Source organism: Terriglobia bacterium (genome assembly GCA_020072565.1).
GTDB lineage: Bacteria > Acidobacteriota > UBA6911 > UBA6911 > UBA6911 > JAFNAG01.
The window spans coordinates 59,173-79,916 of record JAIQGI010000023.1; the positions used below are offsets into that span (position 1 = coordinate 59,173).

Genomic DNA, 20,744 nt, shown 5'->3' on the forward strand with positions numbered 1-20,744 from the left:
CGCAACAGCGCACTCCTTTTACCGCATCCTAGGATCGCATCATCTGAAATGGGACTCAGAAGAACCGCGCGCGAATGCGCGCTTCAAATGCTCTATGAATTTGATGTGGGCAAACATGACCCCGAGATGATCCTGGACTCTTTCTGGGAGATGAATGAACAGCCGGAGAAGGTGCGCGAGTTCGCCTGCCACCTGTTCCGGGGGGCGCTCAGCCGCATCAAAGAGATCGACCGGCTCATCCAGGGCCACACCAAGAACTGGCGCTTGAGCCGCATGGCCGCCGTCGATCGAAATGTCCTGCGCCTGGCCGTGTTCGAACTGCTCTCGGACGTCAACACGCCCGACACCGTGGTGATCAACGAAGCCCTGGAAATTGCCAAGAAGTTCTCCACCAACGAGTCGGCGCAGTTCGTGAACGGCATCCTCGACAGCATCAAGAACGACCTCCTGCAAGAAAGGGTGAAGGAGTAAATGGAGCACGAAACCAACCCCCTGGTCCAACGGCGGCTCAAGCTGGAGGAATTGAAACGGCGGGGCTACGATCCTTATCCCCACAAATTCGATTACAGCCACACGCTGGGGGAAATCCACGGCCGTTTCGACCAGGCGTCGGCGCAGGAACTGGAGGAGTCCAAGCCGGCCGTGCGCGTGTGCGGCCGCATCATGGCACTGCGTCCCCACGGCAAGGCCGGTTTTCTCGACGTCTCTGACGGCGAACATCGGCTGCAGGTCTACGTGCGGCGCGACCGTGTCGGGCCGGAGATTTTCGGACTCTATGAGCTGTTCGACCTGGGCGACCTGGTAGGAGCGGAGGGGACGCTCTTCCGTACGCGCACCAACGAGCTCACCGTCCTGGCTGTTTCTCTGACTCACCTGGCCAAAAACCTGCTGCCCCTGCCAGAGAAGTGGCACGGTCTTACGGACATTGAAATCCGGTTCCGCCAGCGCTATGTCGATCTCATCGTCAACCAGGAGGTGCGTGACACCTTCATCAAGCGCGGCAAGATCATCCGGGAAATCCGCAACTTCCTCGATGGAAGGGATTACCTCGAGGTGGAAACGCCGGTGCTGCAGACGATCGCCGGCGGCGCCCTGGCCCGCCCTTTCCGGACGCATCACAACGCTCTCGACATCGACCTTTATCTGCGCATCGCCCTTGAGCTTCACCTCAAGCGCCTGATCGTCGGCGGCATTCCCAGGGTCTATGAGCTGAGCCGGATTTTCCGCAACGAAGGGATCTCGATCCAGCACAACCCGGAATTCACCATGCTCGAGTTCTATCAGTCGTACAGCGACTTTCGTGATCTGATGAATCTCACCGAGGAGATGATCACCCAGATAGCCGAGTCGGTTACCGGCTCGCGGCAGGTCGCCTACCAGGAGCGCCTGCTGGATTTCGATCACTGGCAGCACCATACCATGAAGGGAGCGATCCTGCACTTCTGGCCCGAGTCGATTCCCAAACCCGCTGACGAGGATTTGCGCTCCGAGCTCAGGCTGCGCGAGTTGGCGCGCGCCGTGGGCGCTGAATTCGGCGCTGCCGACACGGTCGGCACGCTGCTGGCAGCCGTATTCGAACACGTCGTCGAGCCCAATCTCATCCAGCCCACATTCATCTACGACTATCCGACCGAGGTCTCTCCTCTATCCAAGACCAAGCCCGGCGATCCGGATGTCGTGGAGCGCTTCGAGCTCTACATAGCCGGCATGGAGATTGCCAACGCCTACTCTGAGCTGAACGATCCGGCCGAGCAGCGTGCGCGCTTTGAAGAGCAACTCAAGGCACGGGGCCGCGGCGATGAAGAGGCTCACGTGATGGACGAGGATTACATTCGCGCGCTCAGCTACGGCATGCCGCCGACGGCCGGCGAGGGGATCGGAATCGACCGCCTCACCATGGTTCTGACCAACTCGCGTTCCATCCGTGACGTAATCCTGTTCCCGTTGTTGCGTCCTGAATCAGGAGGGGAGTAAAGCGAGATCTCCACGCACAGGACGCAGAGTTCTTTTGCTGCGTCCTCCACGTTGAGATTTCGGCAATCAAGTTGGCTGTCTATGAAATTTGAATTGTTTGTCGCGCTCCGATACCTCAAGGCCAAACGCAAACAGACCATGGTATCGGTGATCTCCGCCATCTCGGTGATCGGCATCACGGCCGGCGTGATGGCACTGGTGATCGCCCTGGCCCTGTCCACGGGATTCCGGGAAGACATCCAGACCAAGATCGTGGGCGCTACGTCTTATATCAACCTCCTGCGCATCGACAATAGTCCCTTGCTCAACTACCAGGATCAGCTCGTCAGCCTGGCCCGTGTCACGCATGTGACGGGTGCCGCGCCGGCGATCTTCAGCCAGGTGTTTGTCGCCAGCCCGACGCGCAACCAGGGCGCCGTGCTCAAAGGGGTCGATCCCGCGCGCGAGCGGGAGATTTCCGACTTCTTTTCCCACATCGTCGAAGGGGATCCCCACGCTCTTGAAGCGCCCGAAGCGCCTGCACCCGCAGATCCGGAAGCGCCTCCCATCCCCGGCAACATCATCGTCGGAAAGGAAATGGCGCGTTCCCTGGGCGTAAGGCTGGGAGACACCCTGCAGGTGTTCTTCCCGAGGGGGAAACTGACACCGCTGGCGGGAAGAATAGTTACCATAGGCGAGAAAACCTTCCGCATCGCGGGAATTTTCGAATCAGGCCTATGGGACTACGATTCGAATTGGGCCTATACCGATATGTATGCGGCGCGCAGACTGCTCTCGCTCCCGGCAGACTCCGCGTCAGTCCTGCAGTTCAAGACTGACAACCCTGAGGAGGTCGAATCGGTCGCCGATGCCATCCGCGCGACAGCAGGACCGGGGTTTATCACCACCACATGGATCGACCTCAACAAGCCGCTCTTCTCCGCACTCAAGTTGGAGAAGATTGCCCTGTTCCTCACCATCAGCCTGATCGTCTTCGTCGCCGCACTGAACATCGTAACGACGTTGATCATGATGGTGCTGGAAAAACAGCGGGACATCGCGATCCTGACCGCAATGGGCGCGACCCAGAGAACGATCATGTGGGTGTTCATGCTTCAGGGACTGATCATCGGCCTGATCGGAACGACCCTGGGAGCCGTTCTCGGGGTAGGTACCAGCAGGATCCTGGACAGCTACAAACTGATCCGGCTTCAGGCCGAGGTCTACAGCATCCCTTACGTCCCCTTCCACGTGAAGACCTGGGATGTAGTGCTGATCTGCGGCACGGCGCTGCTCATCAGCTTCGTGGCCACCCTCTATCCGGCACGCAACGCCTCGCGCCTCGACCCCGTGGAGGTCCTGCGCCATGAGTGATCTCCTGAAAGTGCGCGGCTTGTGCAAGGGTTACCGGTCGGGATCCGAACGCCTCGAGGTGCTGGTGGACCTCAGCCTGGACCTTGAAGAAGGGGAAATGATGGCGGTGACAGGAGTTTCCGGCTCCGGCAAGAGCACACTGCTGCACCTTCTCGGCGGCATGGATCGGCCCGATCGGGGCTCGATCCGCATCCAGGGGACGGAGATTACCACGCTTGCCCTGCCGGAGTTGTCATGCTTCCGCAATCACACGGTGGGTTTCGTATTCCAGTTCCACCACCTCCTACCCGAGTTCACGGCGCTTGAGAATGTCATGATGCCGTTGCGGCTGCGTGGCGAGTCTCCGGCGGCGGCACAGGCGCGTGCCTGCGCCGCGCTCGAGGACGTCCGAATGAAAGAACGCGTCCATCATCGCCCGGGTGAACTCTCCGGCGGAGAGCAGCAGCGGGTTGCTATCGCCAGGGCTCTGGTGGGGATGCCGAAGCTCCTGCTTGCAGACGAGCCCACTGGAGACCTGGATCTCCACACGGGTACGGCCATCGGCGAGCTGCTGCGCTCCCTTCACGAGCGGCACGGCCTCACTTCCATTGTCGTGACCCACAACGAGAAGTTGGCGGGGATATGCAGCCGCAGCTGCCGCCTCGAGAACGGCCAACTCAATCCGAAGGAGTCAGGAGTCAAGAGTCAAGAGTCAGAATAAGGCGTTGAGAGCATCGGCCCCGAAGCGCCGGCCGGACCTCCTGCAACAAAGCTTCGCGCCAGATTTCCCCTGCCGAATCCTCCAGATCGGTTTCAAGAGCGAGTCTCTCCCTCTTCAGCTATACTTGCCTGATGATTCTCTGGGTCGTGGCAATCTTCATATTTCTGCTGAACCTGCCGTTTGGTTACTGGCGGGCGCGAGTGCGGAAATTCTCCTTGCAATGGGTCCTTGCCATACACCTCCCGGTCCCCTTGGTGATCGCCTGCCGCATCTTTTCCGGGCTGGGCTGGCACCTCATGACTTTTCCAGTAATGATCGGCGCCTTTTTCCTGGGCCAGTTCGTTGGCGGAAAATTCTTAAGATACAAGCCCTTAGGTTCTGCATAGTTGAAACCTCGGAAACGGGGATTTAGCCGTCCCTCAGCGTTTTGCTTTGCGTTGTTCGCGGCCTCTGCATTGAGATTTTGTCCGTTCCGCATTACCTTTCACCTTTACAGGGTTTCCGGGCAATCCGTATAATATATTGTTAATGACTCGTCGAGCGTTACCGTATGTTTGAAAAATATACAGAGAAGGCGCGCAGAGTTATCTTCTTTGCCCGCTATGAAGCCAGCCAGTTCGGCAGCCCCTTAATTGAAACGGAACACCTTCTCCTTGGGCTGATTCGAGAAGACAAGAACCTGACCAACCGCTTCTTCCCCAAGGCAAATGCCTCTATCGACAGCATTCGCAAGGAGATAGAAGGTCGCGCGACGATTCGGGATAAGGTCTCGACTTCCGTCGATCTCCCCTTCTCGGATGAAAGCAAGCGGGCCCTGAACGCCGCAGCCGAGGAATCGGAACGGCTCTCCCACAAGCACATCGGGACCGAACATATGCTACTGGGATTGCTGCGCGAGGAAAAGTCGGTGGCGGCCGAGATCCTGCGGGAACGCGGCCTGCGCCTTTCGATGATCCGCGAGGAACTCGGGCGCGGCGCCCCGGAGAGGCACAGTCAGAGCCGGGCGAAAGAGCCGTTGAGCCTGGCCGAGTTCTCGCGCGATCTGACGGAAGCTGCGGCAAACGACGCGCTGGATCCTCTCGTGGGGAGGAACAACGAGATCGAGCGCATGATCCAGATTCTTTGCCGAAGGACGAAGAACAATCCCGTGCTTATTGGCGAGCCTGGTGTGGGCAAGACGGCAATTGTTGAGGGTCTGGCGCAGCGGATCGTTAGCGGCCAGGTTCCGCCGCCGCTCATGGACAAGAAGATCCTCGCGCTGGACATCTCTCTGATCGTCGCCGGCACGAAATATCGGGGCCAGTTTGAAGAGCGTCTGAAGACCATCATGAAGGAGTTGGTCGAAAACCGGAACCTGGTGGTTTTCATCGACGAGCTGCACACGCTCGTGGGCGCAGGTTCGGCGGAGGGCTCGCTCGACGCGGCCAACATTTTGAAGCCCGCGTTGTCGCGGGGGGAGATTCAGTGCATCGGGTCGACGACCCCTTACGAGTACCGCCGCTCGATCGAAAAAGACAGGTCGCTCGAGCGCCGCTTCCAATCGATCAAAGTGGCAGCCCCGACCGAAGCCGAAAGCATTCAGATCCTTCAGGGCATCAAGGAAAAATACGAGAACTTCCACCAGCTGAAATATACGGATGAGGCGCTGGAGAGCGCGGTTTACCTCTCCAACCGCTATATATCGGACCGTTTTCTGCCCGACAAGGCGATTGACCTCATCGATGAGGCCGGCGCGCGCGTCAAGTTGCGCTCCATCTCCGTGCCGGAGGAGTTGATCAACCTTCAGCGGCGCATCCGCATCATAGGCGGCCGAATCGAAACGGCGATTTCGGCGCAGGAATTCGAGAAAGCGGCGCGCTATCGGCTGGAGGAGGACCTCGAGCAGGAGAATCTCCAGGTCGTCAAAGAACGCTGGCGACTGAAGAGCACCGTCCCCTTGAAGGTGACGCGAAACGACATCGAGGAGGTCATCTCCAAATGGACGGGCGTTCCGGTCTCTTCGATCCATGAAGAGGAGAAGTTGAAACTCCTCCGCATGGAAGAGGAGCTTCACAAGAGGATCGTGAGCCAGGACAAGGCGATTTCCGCCCTCAGCAAGGCAATCCGTCGTTCCCGTGCCGGACTGAAGTCCCCGAAACGGCCGGTAGGCTCATTCCTTTTTCTGGGCCCCACGGGCGTCGGCAAGACAGAAATGGCCAGATCGCTCGCAGCCTTTCTCTTCGGCAGCGAAAACTCCATGATTCGGCTCGACATGTCGGAATACATGGAAAAGCATTCGGTGTCAAAACTCATCGGATCGCCTCCCGGCTATGTCGGTCATGATGAGGGAGGCCAGTTGACCGAGAAAGTGAAGCGAAATCCGTACTCGGTTCTGTTGCTGGACGAGATCGAAAAAGCGCACCCCGACGTTTACAATATCCTGCTCCAGGTATTCGAGGACGGGCAACTCACCGATTCGCTCGGCAACACTATCGATTTCAAGAACTGTCTCATCATCATGACCTCCAATCTTGGGGCCCGGTTCTTGGAGAAACGCGGCCACCTGGGATTCCGCACCACCTCCGAATCCGACGCCAAAAAGACAGAGGACATGATCCACAGTGAGGTCAAGAGAATTTTCAATCCCGAGTTCCTCAATCGGCTGGATGACATTATTCTCTTCGAAGCACTCAATGCGGATGACCTGGAAAAGATCGTCGATCTGCTGATCGGCCAGGGAAATGAGGTTCTCAAGCAGAAAAAAATAACAATCCTGCTTCGTCCCGAAGCCCGCAAATGGATCGTGGAAAAGACATGCGCTGATCGTTCCTACGGTGCCCGTCCATTGCGCCGCGCCATCCAGAAGTACATCGAGGACCCGCTTTCCGAAGCTCTCATCAGAAGTCAGTTCAAACCGGAGACTCTTCTTGAAATCTACCTGGACGGGGACAGCCTTTACTATTTGCCCGCCGGAGAAGCCGTCGAGAGCGGAGTGAAATTGAGCCTCTAGTTCCGGCGCAGGTCTCGGGTCATTTTTTGGCCGCGGCGATGGCAGAGAGCTCCCTGCAATTGTCTGCGATTTCCGCATTGAGGCTTTGGGAAGGCGATGCACTGCCAAAAAATGGAACGTAGCGAAAGGTAGCGGAGTATAGATACCCAGGCGAATCTCGTGCTGGATTTAAGCCCCTGGTTCATCTAAGATATGCGTTTTGTATAACATGCTGCAAAAGCAGCGGATGGGTTATGCGGTTCAGGGCCGTGTGAAGCTGGAGGACGGATGTCAAAGTTGGTCAAATCGGGAATCTGGTATCTGGCTGGGTTATTGCTGACAGGTTTCCCGGCCGTCGCCCAGCAACCCCAAAAGCAGAAGGAAGTAATCATAGAGAGGATCGACATCCGCGGCAACCGCAGGATGACGGAAGACAATATCCGGTCCTACATTCAGTCCCGTCCCGGGGATGTTTATGATGAGGAACGCCTGCAGTTTGACCTCAGGTCGATCTACAAAGAGCTGAAGTGGTTCGAGAACATAGAGGTCACGTCGACGGACGGCGACGCAGGGAAGATTGTCACATTCCTCTTCAAGGAAAAACCGCTGATCCGCGAAATCAAGTATGTCGGCAACAAGTCGTTCACCGAATCCAATATCCTTGATCAATTCAAGGAGCGCAAAGTCGGCATTGTGCAGGACTCCATTTACGAGCCGGCCAAGATCCGTGCGGCCGAACGAGCCCTGAGGGACCTCCTGCTGCAAAACGGGAGACCGTTGGGAACCGTGCATTCCGAGATCGAGCAGGTACCGCCGAGCAGCGTACGGCTGAAGTTTGTGATCGACGAGGGGCCCAAGGTGCGCATTGGAGATATCCGGTTCGTCGGTGCGAAGGTCTTCTCCGAGGAAGAGCTGAAAACGGCGCTGAAGCTCACCAAGGAACGCGGCCCGACCTCCATCTTCAAGGGAACGGACAAGTATTTCAAGGACAAGCTGGATTACGACCTCCAGACCAACCTGACTGCCTTCTACCAGGAGAGGGGCTACCTCCAGGTTCAGATTGGCGAACCTCTCACCCGCATTTTTGAAGGGCCTCGGGGAAAAATCCCGATGCTGAGGAAGACCAAGGAGCAGTTCCTGGTAGAGATCCCGATCGAAGCCGGTGACCAATATCACCTGGGCGATTTGAAGATGAACAATTGCGGCATCTTCAAATGCGACTTCCTCGCCAGCCTTTTTCAGATGAAGAAGGGGGATGTTCTCAACTACAAGAGGGTCAAGACCACCATCGATAACATCAAAAAGCTCTTCGGCAACTACGGTTTTATCGATGCGGACCTCATCCCGGATCAGACTCCCCACCCCGATACCAAGTCGGTAGACCTCACGTTTAATCTGGAGCCCGGCAAGCAGTTCACCGTGCACCGCATCGAGTTCGAGGGGAACACCAAGACTCGAGATAAAGTGATGCGGCGCGAGTTCGTGATCGAGGAAGGGAAGATCTTCAGCAGCCAGTTGCTCGAGACCTCGGTGCAGCGCCTGAACATGCTGGGCTATTTCGAAAAGATCGAGGACAAGGACTACAACACCGTTCCGGATCCCAAAACGGCGATGGTGGACGTCACCGTCAAGGTAAAAGAGAAGAGCCAGCAGTCCATCGGTTTGACAGGAGGCGTCAGCGGCTATTCGGGGAGCTTTATCGGCATGAACTATCAGACTAACAATCTGATGGGACGCGGCGAAAGCCTGGAGTTCAGCTTCACGGCCGGGACCCGCACAACCGACTTCATCGTGTCGTTCACCGAGCCCTACTTGATGGACACGCGCTGGAACATGGGCATCTCGCTTTTCAATTCGCGCAACCGCTTCGATACCTACAGCGTTTTCGGCTATACCAACATCGTTTCAGGGCAGCCGACCCAGTTGTTCACGCAGCGCACCAGCGGCGCGACCCTAAATCTCAGCCGTCCCCTTGGGCGCACATGGTGGCGCCTGGGAACGAGCTACACATACCAGAAGATTGGAGTCGCCGACATCGCATCCGGCTTCGAGCCGTTTGCGCTCGGGCAGTTCACCGGCTTTGCTCCTGGCGGGGATGCGAACGCCGCGCTGAAGGGAATCATCCGCAGCGAGATCACACCTTCGCTCTCCTATAACTCCACCAACGCCTTTTTCAATCCCACCAGGGGCCACAGCCTGACCTTGTCGGTGGGCGTCGCCGGGAGTGTACTGGGTGGTGATTTCAATCTGATCCGCCCATCGGTGGAATACCGCCAATTCTTCCCCGACAAGTGGATCAGCGGCCGGCGCAACACCTTCGGATTCCGGTTCGTGGGACAGTATGTGAAGACCTTCAGCAACTCGACCGTGCCGTTCTTTGACCGGTTCTTTATCGGGGGCGAGACTACCATCCGCGGCTTCGACATCCGCTCGGTCAGCCCGCTGGTGATCACCTCGACGAGAAGGCTGGATCCCCAGGGCAATCCGCTCATCGACCTCACGACCGGTCTGGCCCGCATCGATCGCAGCATCAATCCGATCGGCGGCGACGCCATGGGCCTTTTCAGCGGGGAGTATCGCGTTCCGATCGCGGGCCCGCTGGCCATGTCCCTTTTCTATGATATGGGCTTGACGACCGTGACTGATAGGAGTGTGCTCGGCGTCTTCGGCGCAACCACCTCCAACGCGCTGATCGCGTCCTCGAATCGCGTGATCCGAAGCTCAACGGGTCTGGAGATTTCGTTCATGCTGCCGATGGTGAACGCCCCATTCCGTCTGATCTTTGCCTTTAATCCCCAGGTTTATGACAACACAGTCCTGATCGGCACGATCCCGTTCAGTATCAAGGAGCCCCGCCACGACATCAAGTTCACAATCGGACGCAGCTTCTGATTCCATTTTGCCACTGCATGTGAGGTATAGTACATTTTTTCATCTGTACGCCTGCAATCAGCATTTTGTTTGCATTCATCGTGCCATCGAAAGGATCGAGCAGGCCTGGCACTTCAAAAAGACCAAAGGAGACTACATTTGATGAGTCGAAAACCGATTTTATTTCTGGCTTTATTGCTGGCGCTTCCCGTCTGGGGCGCAGCGCAGAATCCCCCGACCCCGCCGCCTGCACCCCCCGCCGCCCAAGCAGCCGCGCCGGTCGTGATCGGCCCGGCAAAGGTCGCTTTCGTGGACATCCAGCAGGCCATCACCCTCTGCGATGAGGGGAAGAAGGAATCGGCCATTCTGCAGCAGTATGTGGATCAGAAGAGCCAGGAACTTCAAAAAATGCAGAAGGAACTCGAGGGGCTGAGAAACCAGCTCGAACTTACGGGTTCCAAACTGAACGACGACGCGCGGCAGGATCTCGCCGACGCGATCGAGAGCAAGGACACCCAGGTGCAGCGCTTCCAGCAGGACACGCAGAAGGACATCGACAGTCGCCGACAGAAGCTCCAAAACACCATCGCGCGCAAGATGCTGACCTCCATCGAGAAAGTGGCCAAAGAGAAGGGTGCGAATGTGGTGCAGTTTCTCGGCATTACGAACATCTACGGTTATGTCGATCCATCGCTGGTCATCACCGAGGATGTCGTGAAGGCTTACAACATAGCCTATCCGGCCGCCGCCGTGTCTCCTGCGGTGAAGAAGTAACCGGGCGCATCCGCCGGCCCACCACTTCGACGAGCAGGCGGTTTGAGGTTACGGACTTGATTCGGGGATGGCATGCGCGGGCGCCATCCCCTTTTTCCCTCTCCCAGCCGAACCCGTTCCCGAGGAATCATGGAAGGCACTTTCTCTGCGCTGAAGATACGCGAAATCCTGGAAATCATGCCCCACCGTTACCCGTTTCTGCTGGTCGACCGCATCATCGAGTTTGACGGCAAAAACCGGATGGTCGGAATAAAGAATGTTTCCTTCAACGAAGCGTTCTTCCAGGGTCACTTTCCAGAACACCCGGTCATGCCGGGTGTTCTGGTAGTCGAGGCTCTGGCCCAGGTCGGCGTGATCCTTCTCTTCAGTGCGGACGAGAGCCGCAACTCCAAGCTGGTTTATTTTTCGGGAATCGACAACTGCCGCTTTCGCCAACCCGTGATTCCGGGCGATCAGATCCGTCTGGAGGTTACCTCGATCAAGCGCCGCGGCAACTTTTTCAAAATGAAGGGCGAGGCCCTGGTGGACGGCACGCTGGTAGCCGAAGCGGAACTGTCCTGCGCCATCGTGGATCGCGGCTAGGCATATGGGATATCGCATCAGCATGAGCATTCATCCTACGGCTATCGTCGACAAAAAGGCGGAGATCGGATCGGACGTGGCCATCGGCCCCTACTGCGTCGTGGCGCCGGACGTCCGCATCGGCAACGGCACCGAACTGGGTCCCTACGTGAGCGTGCAGAGTGGCACCACAATCGGGGAGTCCTGCAGGTTCTATGGCCACTCTTCCATCGGGACCGATCCCCAGGATCTCAAGTACATGGGGGAACCCACGCGCCTGCAGATCGGCAACCGCAACGTGTTCCGCGAGTTCGTCTCGATAAACCGCGGGACACCGCATGGAGGCCACGTCACCAAGATTGGTGATGACGGTCTGTTTATGGCTTACAGCCATGTCGGGCACGACGGCCAGGTGGGCAGCCATGTGATTTTCGCCAATGCCGCCACCCTGGCGGGACATGTTGCCGTCAGCGATCACGCGCAGGTTGGCGCGTTTTCCGCCATACATCAGTTCTGCCGCGTGGGACCTCATGCTTTCATCGGCGGCTTTTCCGTCGTGACTCGCGACGCCCTCCCCTATGTGAAAACGGTCGGCGCGCGCAACGATGCCAAGACGTACGGCATCAACACGATAGGCCTTCAGCGCAAGGGCTTTGCGGAGGACTCCATCGAAGAATTGAAGCAGGTCTATCGGATCCTGTTCCGCTCTCAACTCAACACCAGCGATGCCCTGGTTAAAGCGCGTGAGGGCACATGGACCGCGCCGGAAGTCGCAGTCCTTCTTGAGTTCATCGAAAGTTCCGAACGAGGATTTATCCGATGAGAGCATGCCGCCGAGACGCCAGAACCTCAAGGCGCCAAGAATGCAATTTTCTGCCGGCGTCTGCGCGTCCTGGTGCCTCGGCGGTTTGAAAGCGAAGGCGATGAACGAGAGTGCCGTCAAATACGGGCTGATTGCCGGAAATGGCAGGTTTCCTTTCATGGTGCTGGAATCGGCGCGGGAGCGCAGCTTGGACATGGTCGTCGCGGCCATAAAGGAAGAGACCTTTCCGGAGATCGAATCGTGCGGCTATCCCGTACACTGGCTCGGATTGGGACAGCTCGGTAAGCTGATTCGCGTGTTCCAGCAGGCCGGCGTCACAAAAGCGATCATGGCCGGTCAGGTCAAACACGTTCAGATCTTCGGCTCTTCCCTTCCCGATCTGACCATGCTCAAGACGCTCGCCGGCCTGAAACACAAGAGTTCAGACGCCCTGATCGGAGCCGTCGCCCGCGTGCTGGAGGAAGCGGGAATCGCCCTGCTTGATTCCACCGAGTTTCTCAAGCCGCACATGGTCCCCGAAGGGACGCTGACTCGTCGCGGCCTCAATGAGCATGAGCAGGCGGATCTGGAGTTCGGCAGGCCCGTCGCACACCGGATAGCGCTCATGGACATCGGCCAGACGCTTGTGGTCCGGGATCGGGCGGTGGTGGCCGTGGAGGCCATGGAGGGCACCGATGCAGCGGTCCGACGCGCCGGTGATTTGGCCGGCGGCAGAGATCTCACTGTGATCAAGGTGAGCAAGCCCAAACAGGATATGCGGTTCGATGTGCCGGTAGTCGGGCCATCCACCATCCGGAATATGATCGAAGCAGGGGCCACGGCTCTGGTGCTGGATGCCCACCGGACCCTGCTGGTTGATCGACGCCAATTGGTTCAAATGGCGGACAGCAACGGCATCGCAATCGTAGGGCTGCCCCCGATCGAATGACGCGCCGAACACGTCGGCGAAGGAGCAAATCGTGGACAAGATCCGTGTCGGCGTAGTCGGGGTGGGAGCCCTCGGCCAACACCACGCCCGAGTCTATTCGACGCTGCCCGATGTCACGCTCGTGGGTGTGGTCGATACCCGACCGGGACGAGCCGAAGAGATTGCCGGGCCACTCGCTACTCAGTCATTTGCAGACTATCGGCAGCTTTTCGGCAAAGTGGATGCCGTCAGCATTGCCGCGCCCACCACCCTGCACGGGGAAATCGGGGAAGAGTTCTTGAACCAGGGAGTGAGCGTGCTGGTGGAGAAACCGATCAGCCACACCCTCGCCGACGCCGACCGTCTCATGCGCGCGGCGCAGACAAGTGGCTGCGTGCTCCAGGTGGGACACCTTGAACGGTTCAACCCGGCAATCCAGGCGGTGCGCGAGATCGTCAACCGGCCGCGCTTTTTCGAAGCCCACCGCATGGGGCTGTTCTCGCCGCGTAGCTTGGATATCGATGTGATCCTCGATTTAATGATCCACGATCTGGACATCATATCCTCACTCGTCCCCACACCGCCGGTACACATTGAGGCCGTCGGAATCGCGATCCTGACCAAACGCATCGATATTGCCAACGCTCGCATCCAGTTCGGCGACGGCTGCGTGGCGAACGTGACCGCCAGCCGGGTTTCCATGGAAAAGATCCGCAAGCTGCGGTTCTTCCAGGCCCGCGAGTACATCTCCATCGACTACACCCGGCAGGATGTATCGATCTTTCGACTGGATGGGCCCCCGGCCAGAGCTGCCCAGATCATCAGCCAAAAACTCACTCCCCCGCGCCGCGAGCCGCTCGATCTGGAGCTGCGCGCCTTCCTGGATGCCGTCCGGGGACGCGGTCAGGTGGCATGCACGGGAGCTGAAGGCAAAAAAACTCTGGAACTCGCCCTCCAGATTCTGGAGAAAGCGGAGAAAGCACAGGCACAAGCCCTGAATTCCGGCCCGGAAATCCGATGACGGGTATAATGTTTATAGCATACTGAGCACAGGCATGGCATTTCAGGACTCGGCGCCAAAGTGCGCCGATCAGGCTTAAGCCCATAGAATTGACAGGACTTAGCTTGCCTTTCTATACTTTGCTGGATATGGGCGGTTAGACGCGAATGTTTGAATATGCGATTGGCCACTACCAGAAACACCCGCCGAGCAGGCGTTTGCTTGCCTCCTGGGTCGCCAGTATTCTGGGCCACGCCCTCGCGGTCTTGATCCTATACCTGAACCCGCAATTGCTGCAGGGTGGTTCCTATTTGTGGTTCCGGCAACCGGTGCTTACGCCGCCGGAAGCACAAAGCAAGCAGTGGCGCAACCTCACCTTCGTGGCAAAAATGGAAATGCCCTCCGCCGAAGAACTCAAGAAGTATATCTATGACTGGAACCGGGCCAAGGCCGAGAAGGAGGCAAGCCTTCCTCCTATCCGCATCAACCTGCCTCCCACGAACACGAATGATTTTCCTCCGCGGCTGCCGAAGCCTCGACTCGACAATCCTCCCATCCCGGGCAATCTGCCCATCCCAGTGACGGCAATACCGGCCGTGTCAGCACCACCCGCTACCAGCGGCGATGCTGGAGGAGACACCAAAAAGGCGCCGCCGACCGGCGTGACGGACGTGGCACCAAAGACGATTCCTAAGGGCGTAGGCGACGCTCCTGCTCAGCCTCCGGGTTCCATGACGACATCCGGTTCCACAACCGCATCCCAGGCTGCCGCACAGGGTGCGGGTGGGAAGGCTGTCAAAGATCCGGGACAGGAAATTAGGGGTGGAGGTGACTATCTCTTCGACACCAAAGGATTTAATTTCGACGAATACGGCAAGCTCGTCAAAGCCCTTATCGAACAAAAATGGCAGATCCCCTCGAACCTGCGCGACTCGCAGGGAAGCACAACCATTGTCTTCTACATCACCAAAAACGGGCAAGTCATACTCGCCGGTATCGAGGGGAAAGGATCAGGTAATCTTTCCCTGGACTATGCAGCGCTCAGCGCTGTATGGTTGGCAAATCCTCTCCCTCCGCTACCGAAGAACTTTCCTGCGGATCGCGTGGGCGCCAGATTCATATTCGCATACAACGAACGCAAGTGATGAAGAAGAGGACATTCCGATTCTCCAGACATTACTCAGCCTGACGACTGAAAGTGGGGGAAGATCGAGATTCATGCGGAGAGCTGCGGTCGACTCATGCCGGATTTCCGTCAGCGCTTTTGTCGTCTTCTGTAGCTTGCTGGCGGCCGGATGCGGGCATAAAACCGTAACGGTGAGCCCGCCCCGGCAGCCCCCGGCAGCCACCATTCCCGCGCAGAAACCGGCGCCGGTTCCTCCCCCTGTGGTGACTCCGCCAACATCTGCAACAGTGACCGGCGCAGGGATTGAGCGCACGCCGGTCTCCCCTTCCACTCTGCCCAGCCCGGGCCCGCGAGGTCCATCTGTCCGGATCGGCCTCACCGTCCCAGCGGAAGAATTGCGGATTTCCGCGGCGGGGGAGTTCATTCTTGTCGAAAAAACGCCCGAAGCCCTGCGGCAGACACTGACCGGACAAGTCCAGGTCCGGCTGGAGCGCCCCCTGCCGGAAGCCGCGGAAATCTATCGGGTTCAGGTTGCATCTCTAGCCAATCAGGCGGCGGCCGAAAAGCTGGGCCGGCAACTGAGCGAGCAGTTTTCCATGCCGACTGTGGTTCATGAGAACGCAGCCACAGGGACGAACCAGGTCCGGCTCGGCAGGTTTGCCACACGCAACGAGGCGCAGCAGTTTGCCGCCGGCCCGCTTGCCGAAGCCGGATACCGCGACGCCTTCGTCGTCCGCGAAGTCGGGGAAGCAGGCAAAGGAGAGCCGACGCTGGCTCTGCGTGGGCCGGAGAGTCTCTTCAAACTCAGCCGTGCGGGCTATCTCTTTCTGCCCGTGTCAGACCTGAACTTCCTGCGGTTGAACGGAAAGCCGTATCGGGGAGTGCTGGACATCAGCCTCAGCAAGGATGGTCGTGTGATCGTGGTGAACCAGCTCGGCATGGAAGAGTACCTCCTCGGCGTTGTCCCCGCAGAGCTGAGCCCCGATATCTATCCCCAGGAAGCCGCGCTGGCAGCGCAGGCCATCGCGGCACGGACCTACGCGTTAAAAAGCATCGGACGGTACCGCGCCGATGGTTACGATCTGACGGACGATACCCACACGCAGGTTTACGGAGGGGTGTCCATAGAGAAAGAAGCTTCCAATGCAGCGGTGCAGAAGACCTTCGGCATCGCCATCTATTATGATGGCAGTCTCATTGACGCCATGTACATGTCCACGTGCGGCGGACGCACGGAGGATTACGCCGACGTGTTCGATGCCGCGCCCAAGCCGTATTTAAAGAGCGTGTTCTGCACGGTGGAGAGCGGCGCCGCCGACATGCCGGAAGCGAACATCGGCGGGAGCCATGAGCTCAGCCAGGTGCTCTTTGCCGATGATGGCACCCCAGCCAACCGCGAGCTGGAGCTGGCACAAGTGCTGGGACTCACCTCTTTTGACCGGATCACACCGGAGGTGTGCGCAGGCATGCCCGGCCCGGATGAAATCAGAGGATGGCTGGAAAAGAGCCGCCTTCTTGCCGGCAAGACCGACAAGGAAAGCACGGCACAGGAAACCGGCATTACTTCGCGCGCCGGCTTCTTGCGTTATGCGGCGGAACACTTCTTCGGCATGCGTGAGATCGACCGCAGTGTATCCGAGTCCGATACCGCCTATTATCTGAGCAATTTCAGTGATGGGGCGGCCGTTCCGGCAGACGCCCGGCACGCACTCGCCTATCTCGTCCAGCGGAAGCTCTGGCAACCCTACCCGGACAACAGCGTCAGACCCAACCAGCCTGTCCAGCGCGGTGATGCGCTCGCTCTGCTGATCCGATGGATTACATCCGTGCGCCCCGAAATCCTCAAGACAGGAGTGTCGGCGGAACCAAGCGCCGAGATTGCCGGCGGCGGCTCCAGGAGCACGCTCATCATCAAGAGGGGCAGCCGCACCGAGCGGCTGCCCCTCGCCCGGGATGTCCGCCTGTTCAAGGCTACGGCCGGCAGGAGCATGCCTGTCGGCGGATTGCGTGTCATCGGCAACGAGAAGCTGGCCTATCATCAGAACCCGAATGGCGAGATCGACTTCCTCGAAGTGGAACTCAGCGCGAGCGGCGCTTCGAGCGACCGCTTCTCTCCCGTGGCAACATGGCAGACCACCATCACGAGAGCCGTGGTCGCGGAAAAGCTTCGTTCCCTGGCAGGGAACGTGGGGGAAGTCCGGGACCTGAAGCCCGCCCGCTTCGGCGCCTCCGGCCGCGTCGTCCAACTGGAAATTATCGGCAGCCGCGGCTCCGTGGTCGTCAATGGATATAAAGCGCGCGGCGCCCTGGGATTGAGAGATACACTCTATACCCTGTCACGCGCGCGCACCGACGACGGCAGCGTCGCCAGCTTCACCTTCGATGGGCGTGGCTGGGGTCATGGCGTCGGCTTATGCCAGACGGGCGCAGTCGGCATGGCACGGGCCGGGCGCAGCGCCGAGGAGATTCTCAAGACTTATTATCAGGGCGTCGAATTGCGCAAAGTCTATTAGGGCGATGGACCATCGACGAATGAACTTCGTGGAGCCGCGCGATGATGGATCGTCAACGCTCTCAGCTTCTGGGGATCATCGTATTGGCGGCTATTATTCTGATCATCGCCTGCATCCACTACTACCTCAAACTCGGCTGACACAGGTAAGATCTCAACACGAGAGGTGCAGGGGACGCTGAGAAAAACTCATCCTCTCTGCGGCCTCTGCGTTGAGGCTTTCCGAAGGTGATGTGACGATGGCGCACCCGGCGATCGCGGTTGTCGGTCCGACAGGCTCAGGCAAGAGCGATTTGGGGATGGCTCTCGCAGAGCGATTCCACGGTGAGATCATCACCTGCGACGCGCTCCAGGTGTATCGGCACATGGATATCGGCACGGCAAAGCCCGGGACGGACGAGTGTGAAAAGATCCCCCACCACATGCTCGATTTGCGGGAACCGTGCGACGACTTCTCTGCCGGGGATTACCTGCGTTGCGGGCGTGAGGCACTGCATGTGATCCGGGCGCGTGGGCGCATCCCGTTCGTCGTCGGCGGCACCGGATTCTATCTACGGGCATTGATCGAAGGACTTTTCGAAGGACCGGGGCGGTCGGACGTGCTTCGGTCCCGCATGCGCAGGATCATGGCCAGGCGAGGTCCGGAGAGCATTCACCGCGCCCTGCGTCGCGTTGATCCGGAAACGGCCGCACGCCTTGCTCCCGCAGATGCCGAGCGCAATATCCGCGCCTATGAAATCTACCTGCTGTCCGGGCATACGATGAACTGGTGGCAGCGCCGCCCTAAGAACAGTCTTCAAGGATTCCGCTGGCTCAAAGTGGGCATCCTCTGGCCCCGCGCCCTGCTGTACGCGAGGATCGACCAGCGGGTCGAAGAGATGTTCCGGCGCGGCTTCGTCGCGGAAGTTGAGACTCTGATAGCCAGGTATCCCAGGGATTGCCAGGCCTTCAAAGCCATCGGTTACCGGCAAATTGCGGGGCATCTGGAGGGAAAATGGAGCCTTGAGCAGGCCCTCGAGGACACCCAACGTGAAAGCCGTCGCTATGCCAAACGGCAGCTCACCTGGTTTCGTGCCGATCAAGAAATTGTCTGGGTGGATCCTACACCCGGCACGGAAGCTCTCCTTGACCGGAGCTCCGCCGAGGTCGCCCGATTCCTGGGCTGAGTCGTGGGGAGCACTGCCGAGGACCGCCCGGCCCAAGCCGCACACGCCGCTTTGACCCCTCGAACTCATTGACCCTCAGCAGTGCGGAATCAGCAGCGCTCCTGCCACATCCGCTCTCTTGCATGTCCTGTGCCATTTGGACATCTTCTCCGTGAAAGCCGCCATCTGTTTGAAATTCTTTAGCTTCGGACAATAACCGCAGTGCGCTCCGGAGCAGATCGGCCGCAGTAGTGAGCGTGCCGGCTCACTTCTGTTCCTGGCAGGCGACACCGCATGGCCGCAACTGAGACAGAGATCACGAAGAACACCGCGCGGCACAGCCGCATCCCGGTAATCTCAACGCACGGTGCGCTGAGATTGCAGGGACCGCAGAGCATTGATATTTTTTAAGAGCTGCGGTTGCTATAATTACAGATTCGTTGAGCAGAACCGGAGGCCCCCGATGGAATTCCAGCCCGTGATCGGACTAGAGGTGCACGCGCAGCTCCTCACGCACAGCAAGCTCTTTTGTGGATGCAGCACCCGGTTCGGCGCTCCGCCCAACTCGCTGACGTGCCCGGTATGTCTCGGGCTGCCGGGCGCACTTCCTGTGCTCAACCGGGAAGCAGTAGCCATGGCCGTGCGCGCCGCTCTGGCGCTGGGGTGCACCGTCGAGCCGATTTCCATTTTCGCCCGCAAGAACTACTTCTATCCGGATCTGCCCAAGGGATATCAGATTTCGCAGTTCGATCTCCCGCTTGCGGTGCGCGGCGCGGTGAAAGTGCTATCGGGCGAGAGGACGGAGGACGGGCACATCGTCAACCGGCGCGAGAAAGTTTTCGGCATCACCCGGCTGCACCTCGAGGAAGACGCGGGCAAATCTCTTCACGACGGCATGCCTGAGTCCGATGCAAAATCGTATGTCAACCTGAACCGCAGCGGTGTACCCTTGATCGAGATCGTGAGCGAACCCGATTTCCGGAGCAGCCAGGAGGCTTACGACTATCTGACGCATCTGCGCAGGACTCTGCTCTACCTTGGGGTTTGCGATGGCAACATGGAGGAGGGGAGCTTGCGCTGTGACGCGAATGTCTCCGTCCGCACCGCAGGGGCAGCCGCGTTCGGCACCAAGGTCGAGATCAAGAATCTCAATTCCTTCCGCTTCCTGCAGCGCGCTCTCGAATACGAGATCGACCGGCAGGCGCAGGTCATCGCCGAGGGAGGCCGGATCGTCCAGGAAACCCGTCTGTGGGATGAGGCAAAAGGCAGCACGGCAGTGATGCGGAGCAAGGAGGAGGCTCACGACTACCGCTATTTCCCCGAGCCCGATCTGCCCCCCCTCAAACTGGATCCTGCGTGGATTTCAAGCTTGAAGGATTCTCTGCCCGAATTGCCTCACGAGAAAACACTGCGGTTCATGAAGGAGTATTCCTTGGCGAGCGATGATGCGCTGCAGCTCACTTCGAGCCTTGCCATGGCGGCCTACTTCGAGGAATGTGCCGGAATTTCGGGAAATCCGCGCGGAGCGCTTCACTGGATCACCGGAGATCTGGCTTACACTCTCAAGAACTCCGGCCAGGAGATCGAAACGTGCCAGCTGCCGCCGGAGCGGCTTGCCGCTCTGATCCGTCTGATCGACACCGGGGAGATTTCCGGCAAAATCGCCAAGACGGTGTTCGAGGAGATCTACCATTCCGGGGAGGAGCCTATCGCTGTCGTCAAGCGGCTCGGTCTGATCCAGATCAGCGATGAGGCTACGCTTGAGGAGGCTATTGACAAGGTCAAGGCTGCAAACCCAAAACAGCTCGCCGACTATCGCTCGGGCAAGGAAAAACTCTTCGGCTATTTCGTCGGACAGGTGATGAAGGAAACCAGGGGCCAGGCCAATCCACAGCTCCTGAACGACCTGTTGAGAAGAAAACTCAAAGAGTAGGGATCCGACCTCAGACCTTCGACCTGCGGCCGTGCCGGTGAAGGGGGTTAGGAGTCAGAATACCCGTCCGGCGAGCCATTTCTGGCAGCTATACTCT

The 20,744-nt window shown here is 58.8% G+C and carries 15 protein-coding genes; all 15 read left to right on the forward strand.

Annotation, left to right across the window (positions count from 1 at the left end; all coding sequences use genetic code 11):
* Positions 1-48: 48 nt before the first annotated feature.
* Positions 49-471, forward strand: coding sequence for a transcription antitermination factor NusB (gene nusB / locus LAP85_15980; protein ID MBZ5497903.1), 423 nt, complete (start codon positions 49-51; stop codon positions 469-471).
* On the forward strand, positions 472-1,974 hold the full coding sequence (lysS, locus tag LAP85_15985; protein ID MBZ5497904.1) for a lysine--tRNA ligase: 1,503 nt from the start codon (positions 472-474) through the stop codon (positions 1,972-1,974). It begins immediately after the preceding gene.
* Between the two features lie 81 nt (positions 1,975-2,055).
* The gene (locus LAP85_15990) at positions 2,056-3,327 is read left to right on the forward strand and encodes an ABC transporter permease (GenBank protein MBZ5497905.1); all 1,272 of its coding nucleotides are present in this window, start codon (positions 2,056-2,058) and stop codon (positions 3,325-3,327) included.
* Positions 3,320-4,027, forward strand: coding sequence for an ABC transporter ATP-binding protein (locus tag LAP85_15995; GenBank protein MBZ5497906.1), 708 nt, complete (start codon positions 3,320-3,322; stop codon positions 4,025-4,027). The genes LAP85_15990 and LAP85_15995 overlap by 8 nt, the downstream gene beginning before the upstream one ends.
* Positions 4,028-4,577: 550 nt before the next feature.
* Complete coding sequence (locus tag LAP85_16000; GenBank protein MBZ5497907.1) at positions 4,578-7,016, forward strand: ATP-dependent Clp protease ATP-binding subunit; 2,439 nt, start codon at positions 4,578-4,580, stop codon at positions 7,014-7,016.
* A gap of 267 nt (positions 7,017-7,283) precedes the next feature.
* On the forward strand, positions 7,284-9,887 hold the full coding sequence (bamA, locus tag LAP85_16005) for an outer membrane protein assembly factor BamA (GenBank protein MBZ5497908.1): 2,604 nt from the start codon (positions 7,284-7,286) through the stop codon (positions 9,885-9,887).
* 141 nt (positions 9,888-10,028) lie between these two features.
* The gene (locus LAP85_16010) at positions 10,029-10,640 is read left to right on the forward strand and encodes an OmpH family outer membrane protein (GenBank protein MBZ5497909.1); all 612 of its coding nucleotides are present in this window, start codon (positions 10,029-10,031) and stop codon (positions 10,638-10,640) included.
* Positions 10,641-10,769: 129 nt separating this feature from the next.
* Entirely contained in the window at positions 10,770-11,222 is a 453-nt protein-coding gene (fabZ, locus tag LAP85_16015) for a 3-hydroxyacyl-ACP dehydratase FabZ (GenBank protein ID MBZ5497910.1), read from the forward strand.
* Positions 11,223-11,244: 22 nt separating this feature from the next.
* Positions 11,245-12,024 carry an acyl-ACP--UDP-N-acetylglucosamine O-acyltransferase gene (gene lpxA, locus LAP85_16020; protein ID MBZ5497911.1) on the forward strand — a complete coding sequence of 260 codons (780 nt, stop codon included), beginning with the start codon at positions 11,245-11,247 and terminating at the stop codon, positions 12,022-12,024.
* A gap of 100 nt (positions 12,025-12,124) precedes the next feature.
* The gene (lpxI, locus tag LAP85_16025; protein ID MBZ5497912.1) at positions 12,125-12,952 is read left to right on the forward strand and encodes a UDP-2,3-diacylglucosamine diphosphatase LpxI; all 828 of its coding nucleotides are present in this window, start codon (positions 12,125-12,127) and stop codon (positions 12,950-12,952) included.
* Positions 12,953-12,980: 28 nt separating this feature from the next.
* Entirely contained in the window at positions 12,981-13,952 is a 972-nt protein-coding gene (locus LAP85_16030) for a Gfo/Idh/MocA family oxidoreductase (protein ID MBZ5497913.1), read from the forward strand.
* 146 nt (positions 13,953-14,098) lie between these two features.
* Positions 14,099-15,076: a TonB C-terminal domain-containing protein gene (locus LAP85_16035; protein MBZ5497914.1), complete on the forward strand. Its 978-nt coding sequence runs from the start codon at positions 14,099-14,101 to the stop codon at positions 15,074-15,076.
* Between the two features lie 73 nt (positions 15,077-15,149).
* Positions 15,150-17,570 (forward strand): SpoIID/LytB domain-containing protein, encoded by a 2,421-nt coding sequence (locus LAP85_16040; protein ID MBZ5497915.1) that lies wholly within the window; start codon positions 15,150-15,152, stop codon positions 17,568-17,570.
* A 238-nt stretch (positions 17,571-17,808) separates the two neighbouring features.
* Positions 17,809-18,735 (forward strand): tRNA (adenosine(37)-N6)-dimethylallyltransferase MiaA, encoded by a 927-nt coding sequence (miaA, locus tag LAP85_16045; protein ID MBZ5497916.1) that lies wholly within the window; start codon positions 17,809-17,811, stop codon positions 18,733-18,735.
* A 442-nt stretch (positions 18,736-19,177) separates the two neighbouring features.
* Entirely contained in the window at positions 19,178-20,647 is a 1,470-nt protein-coding gene (gatB, locus tag LAP85_16050; protein MBZ5497917.1) for an Asp-tRNA(Asn)/Glu-tRNA(Gln) amidotransferase subunit GatB, read from the forward strand.
* Positions 20,648-20,744: the final 97 nt, after the last annotated feature.

Excerpts from the sequence above, each read along its gene's own strand:
- nusB (MBZ5497903.1), top strand. The coding sequence starts at position 49 with ATGGGACTCAGAAGAACCGCGCGCGAATGCGCGCTTCAAATGCTCTAT.
- lysS (MBZ5497904.1), top strand. The coding sequence starts at position 472 with ATGGAGCACGAAACCAACCCCCTGGTCCAACGGCGGCTCAAGCTGGAG.
- LAP85_15990 (MBZ5497905.1), top strand. The coding sequence starts at position 2,056 with ATGAAATTTGAATTGTTTGTCGCGCTCCGATACCTCAAGGCCAAACGC.
- LAP85_15995 (MBZ5497906.1), top strand. The coding sequence starts at position 3,320 with ATGAGTGATCTCCTGAAAGTGCGCGGCTTGTGCAAGGGTTACCGGTCG.
- LAP85_16000 (MBZ5497907.1), top strand. The coding sequence starts at position 4,578 with ATGTTTGAAAAATATACAGAGAAGGCGCGCAGAGTTATCTTCTTTGCC.
- bamA (MBZ5497908.1), top strand. The coding sequence starts at position 7,284 with ATGTCAAAGTTGGTCAAATCGGGAATCTGGTATCTGGCTGGGTTATTG.
- LAP85_16010 (MBZ5497909.1), top strand. The coding sequence starts at position 10,029 with ATGAGTCGAAAACCGATTTTATTTCTGGCTTTATTGCTGGCGCTTCCC.
- fabZ (MBZ5497910.1), top strand. The coding sequence starts at position 10,770 with ATGGAAGGCACTTTCTCTGCGCTGAAGATACGCGAAATCCTGGAAATC.
- lpxA (MBZ5497911.1), top strand. The coding sequence starts at position 11,245 with ATGAGCATTCATCCTACGGCTATCGTCGACAAAAAGGCGGAGATCGGA.
- lpxI (MBZ5497912.1), top strand. The coding sequence starts at position 12,125 with ATGAACGAGAGTGCCGTCAAATACGGGCTGATTGCCGGAAATGGCAGG.
- LAP85_16035 (MBZ5497914.1), top strand. The coding sequence starts at position 14,099 with ATGTTTGAATATGCGATTGGCCACTACCAGAAACACCCGCCGAGCAGG.
- LAP85_16040 (MBZ5497915.1), top strand. The coding sequence starts at position 15,150 with ATGCGGAGAGCTGCGGTCGACTCATGCCGGATTTCCGTCAGCGCTTTT.
- miaA (MBZ5497916.1), top strand. The coding sequence starts at position 17,809 with ATGGCGCACCCGGCGATCGCGGTTGTCGGTCCGACAGGCTCAGGCAAG.
- gatB (MBZ5497917.1), top strand. The coding sequence starts at position 19,178 with ATGGAATTCCAGCCCGTGATCGGACTAGAGGTGCACGCGCAGCTCCTC.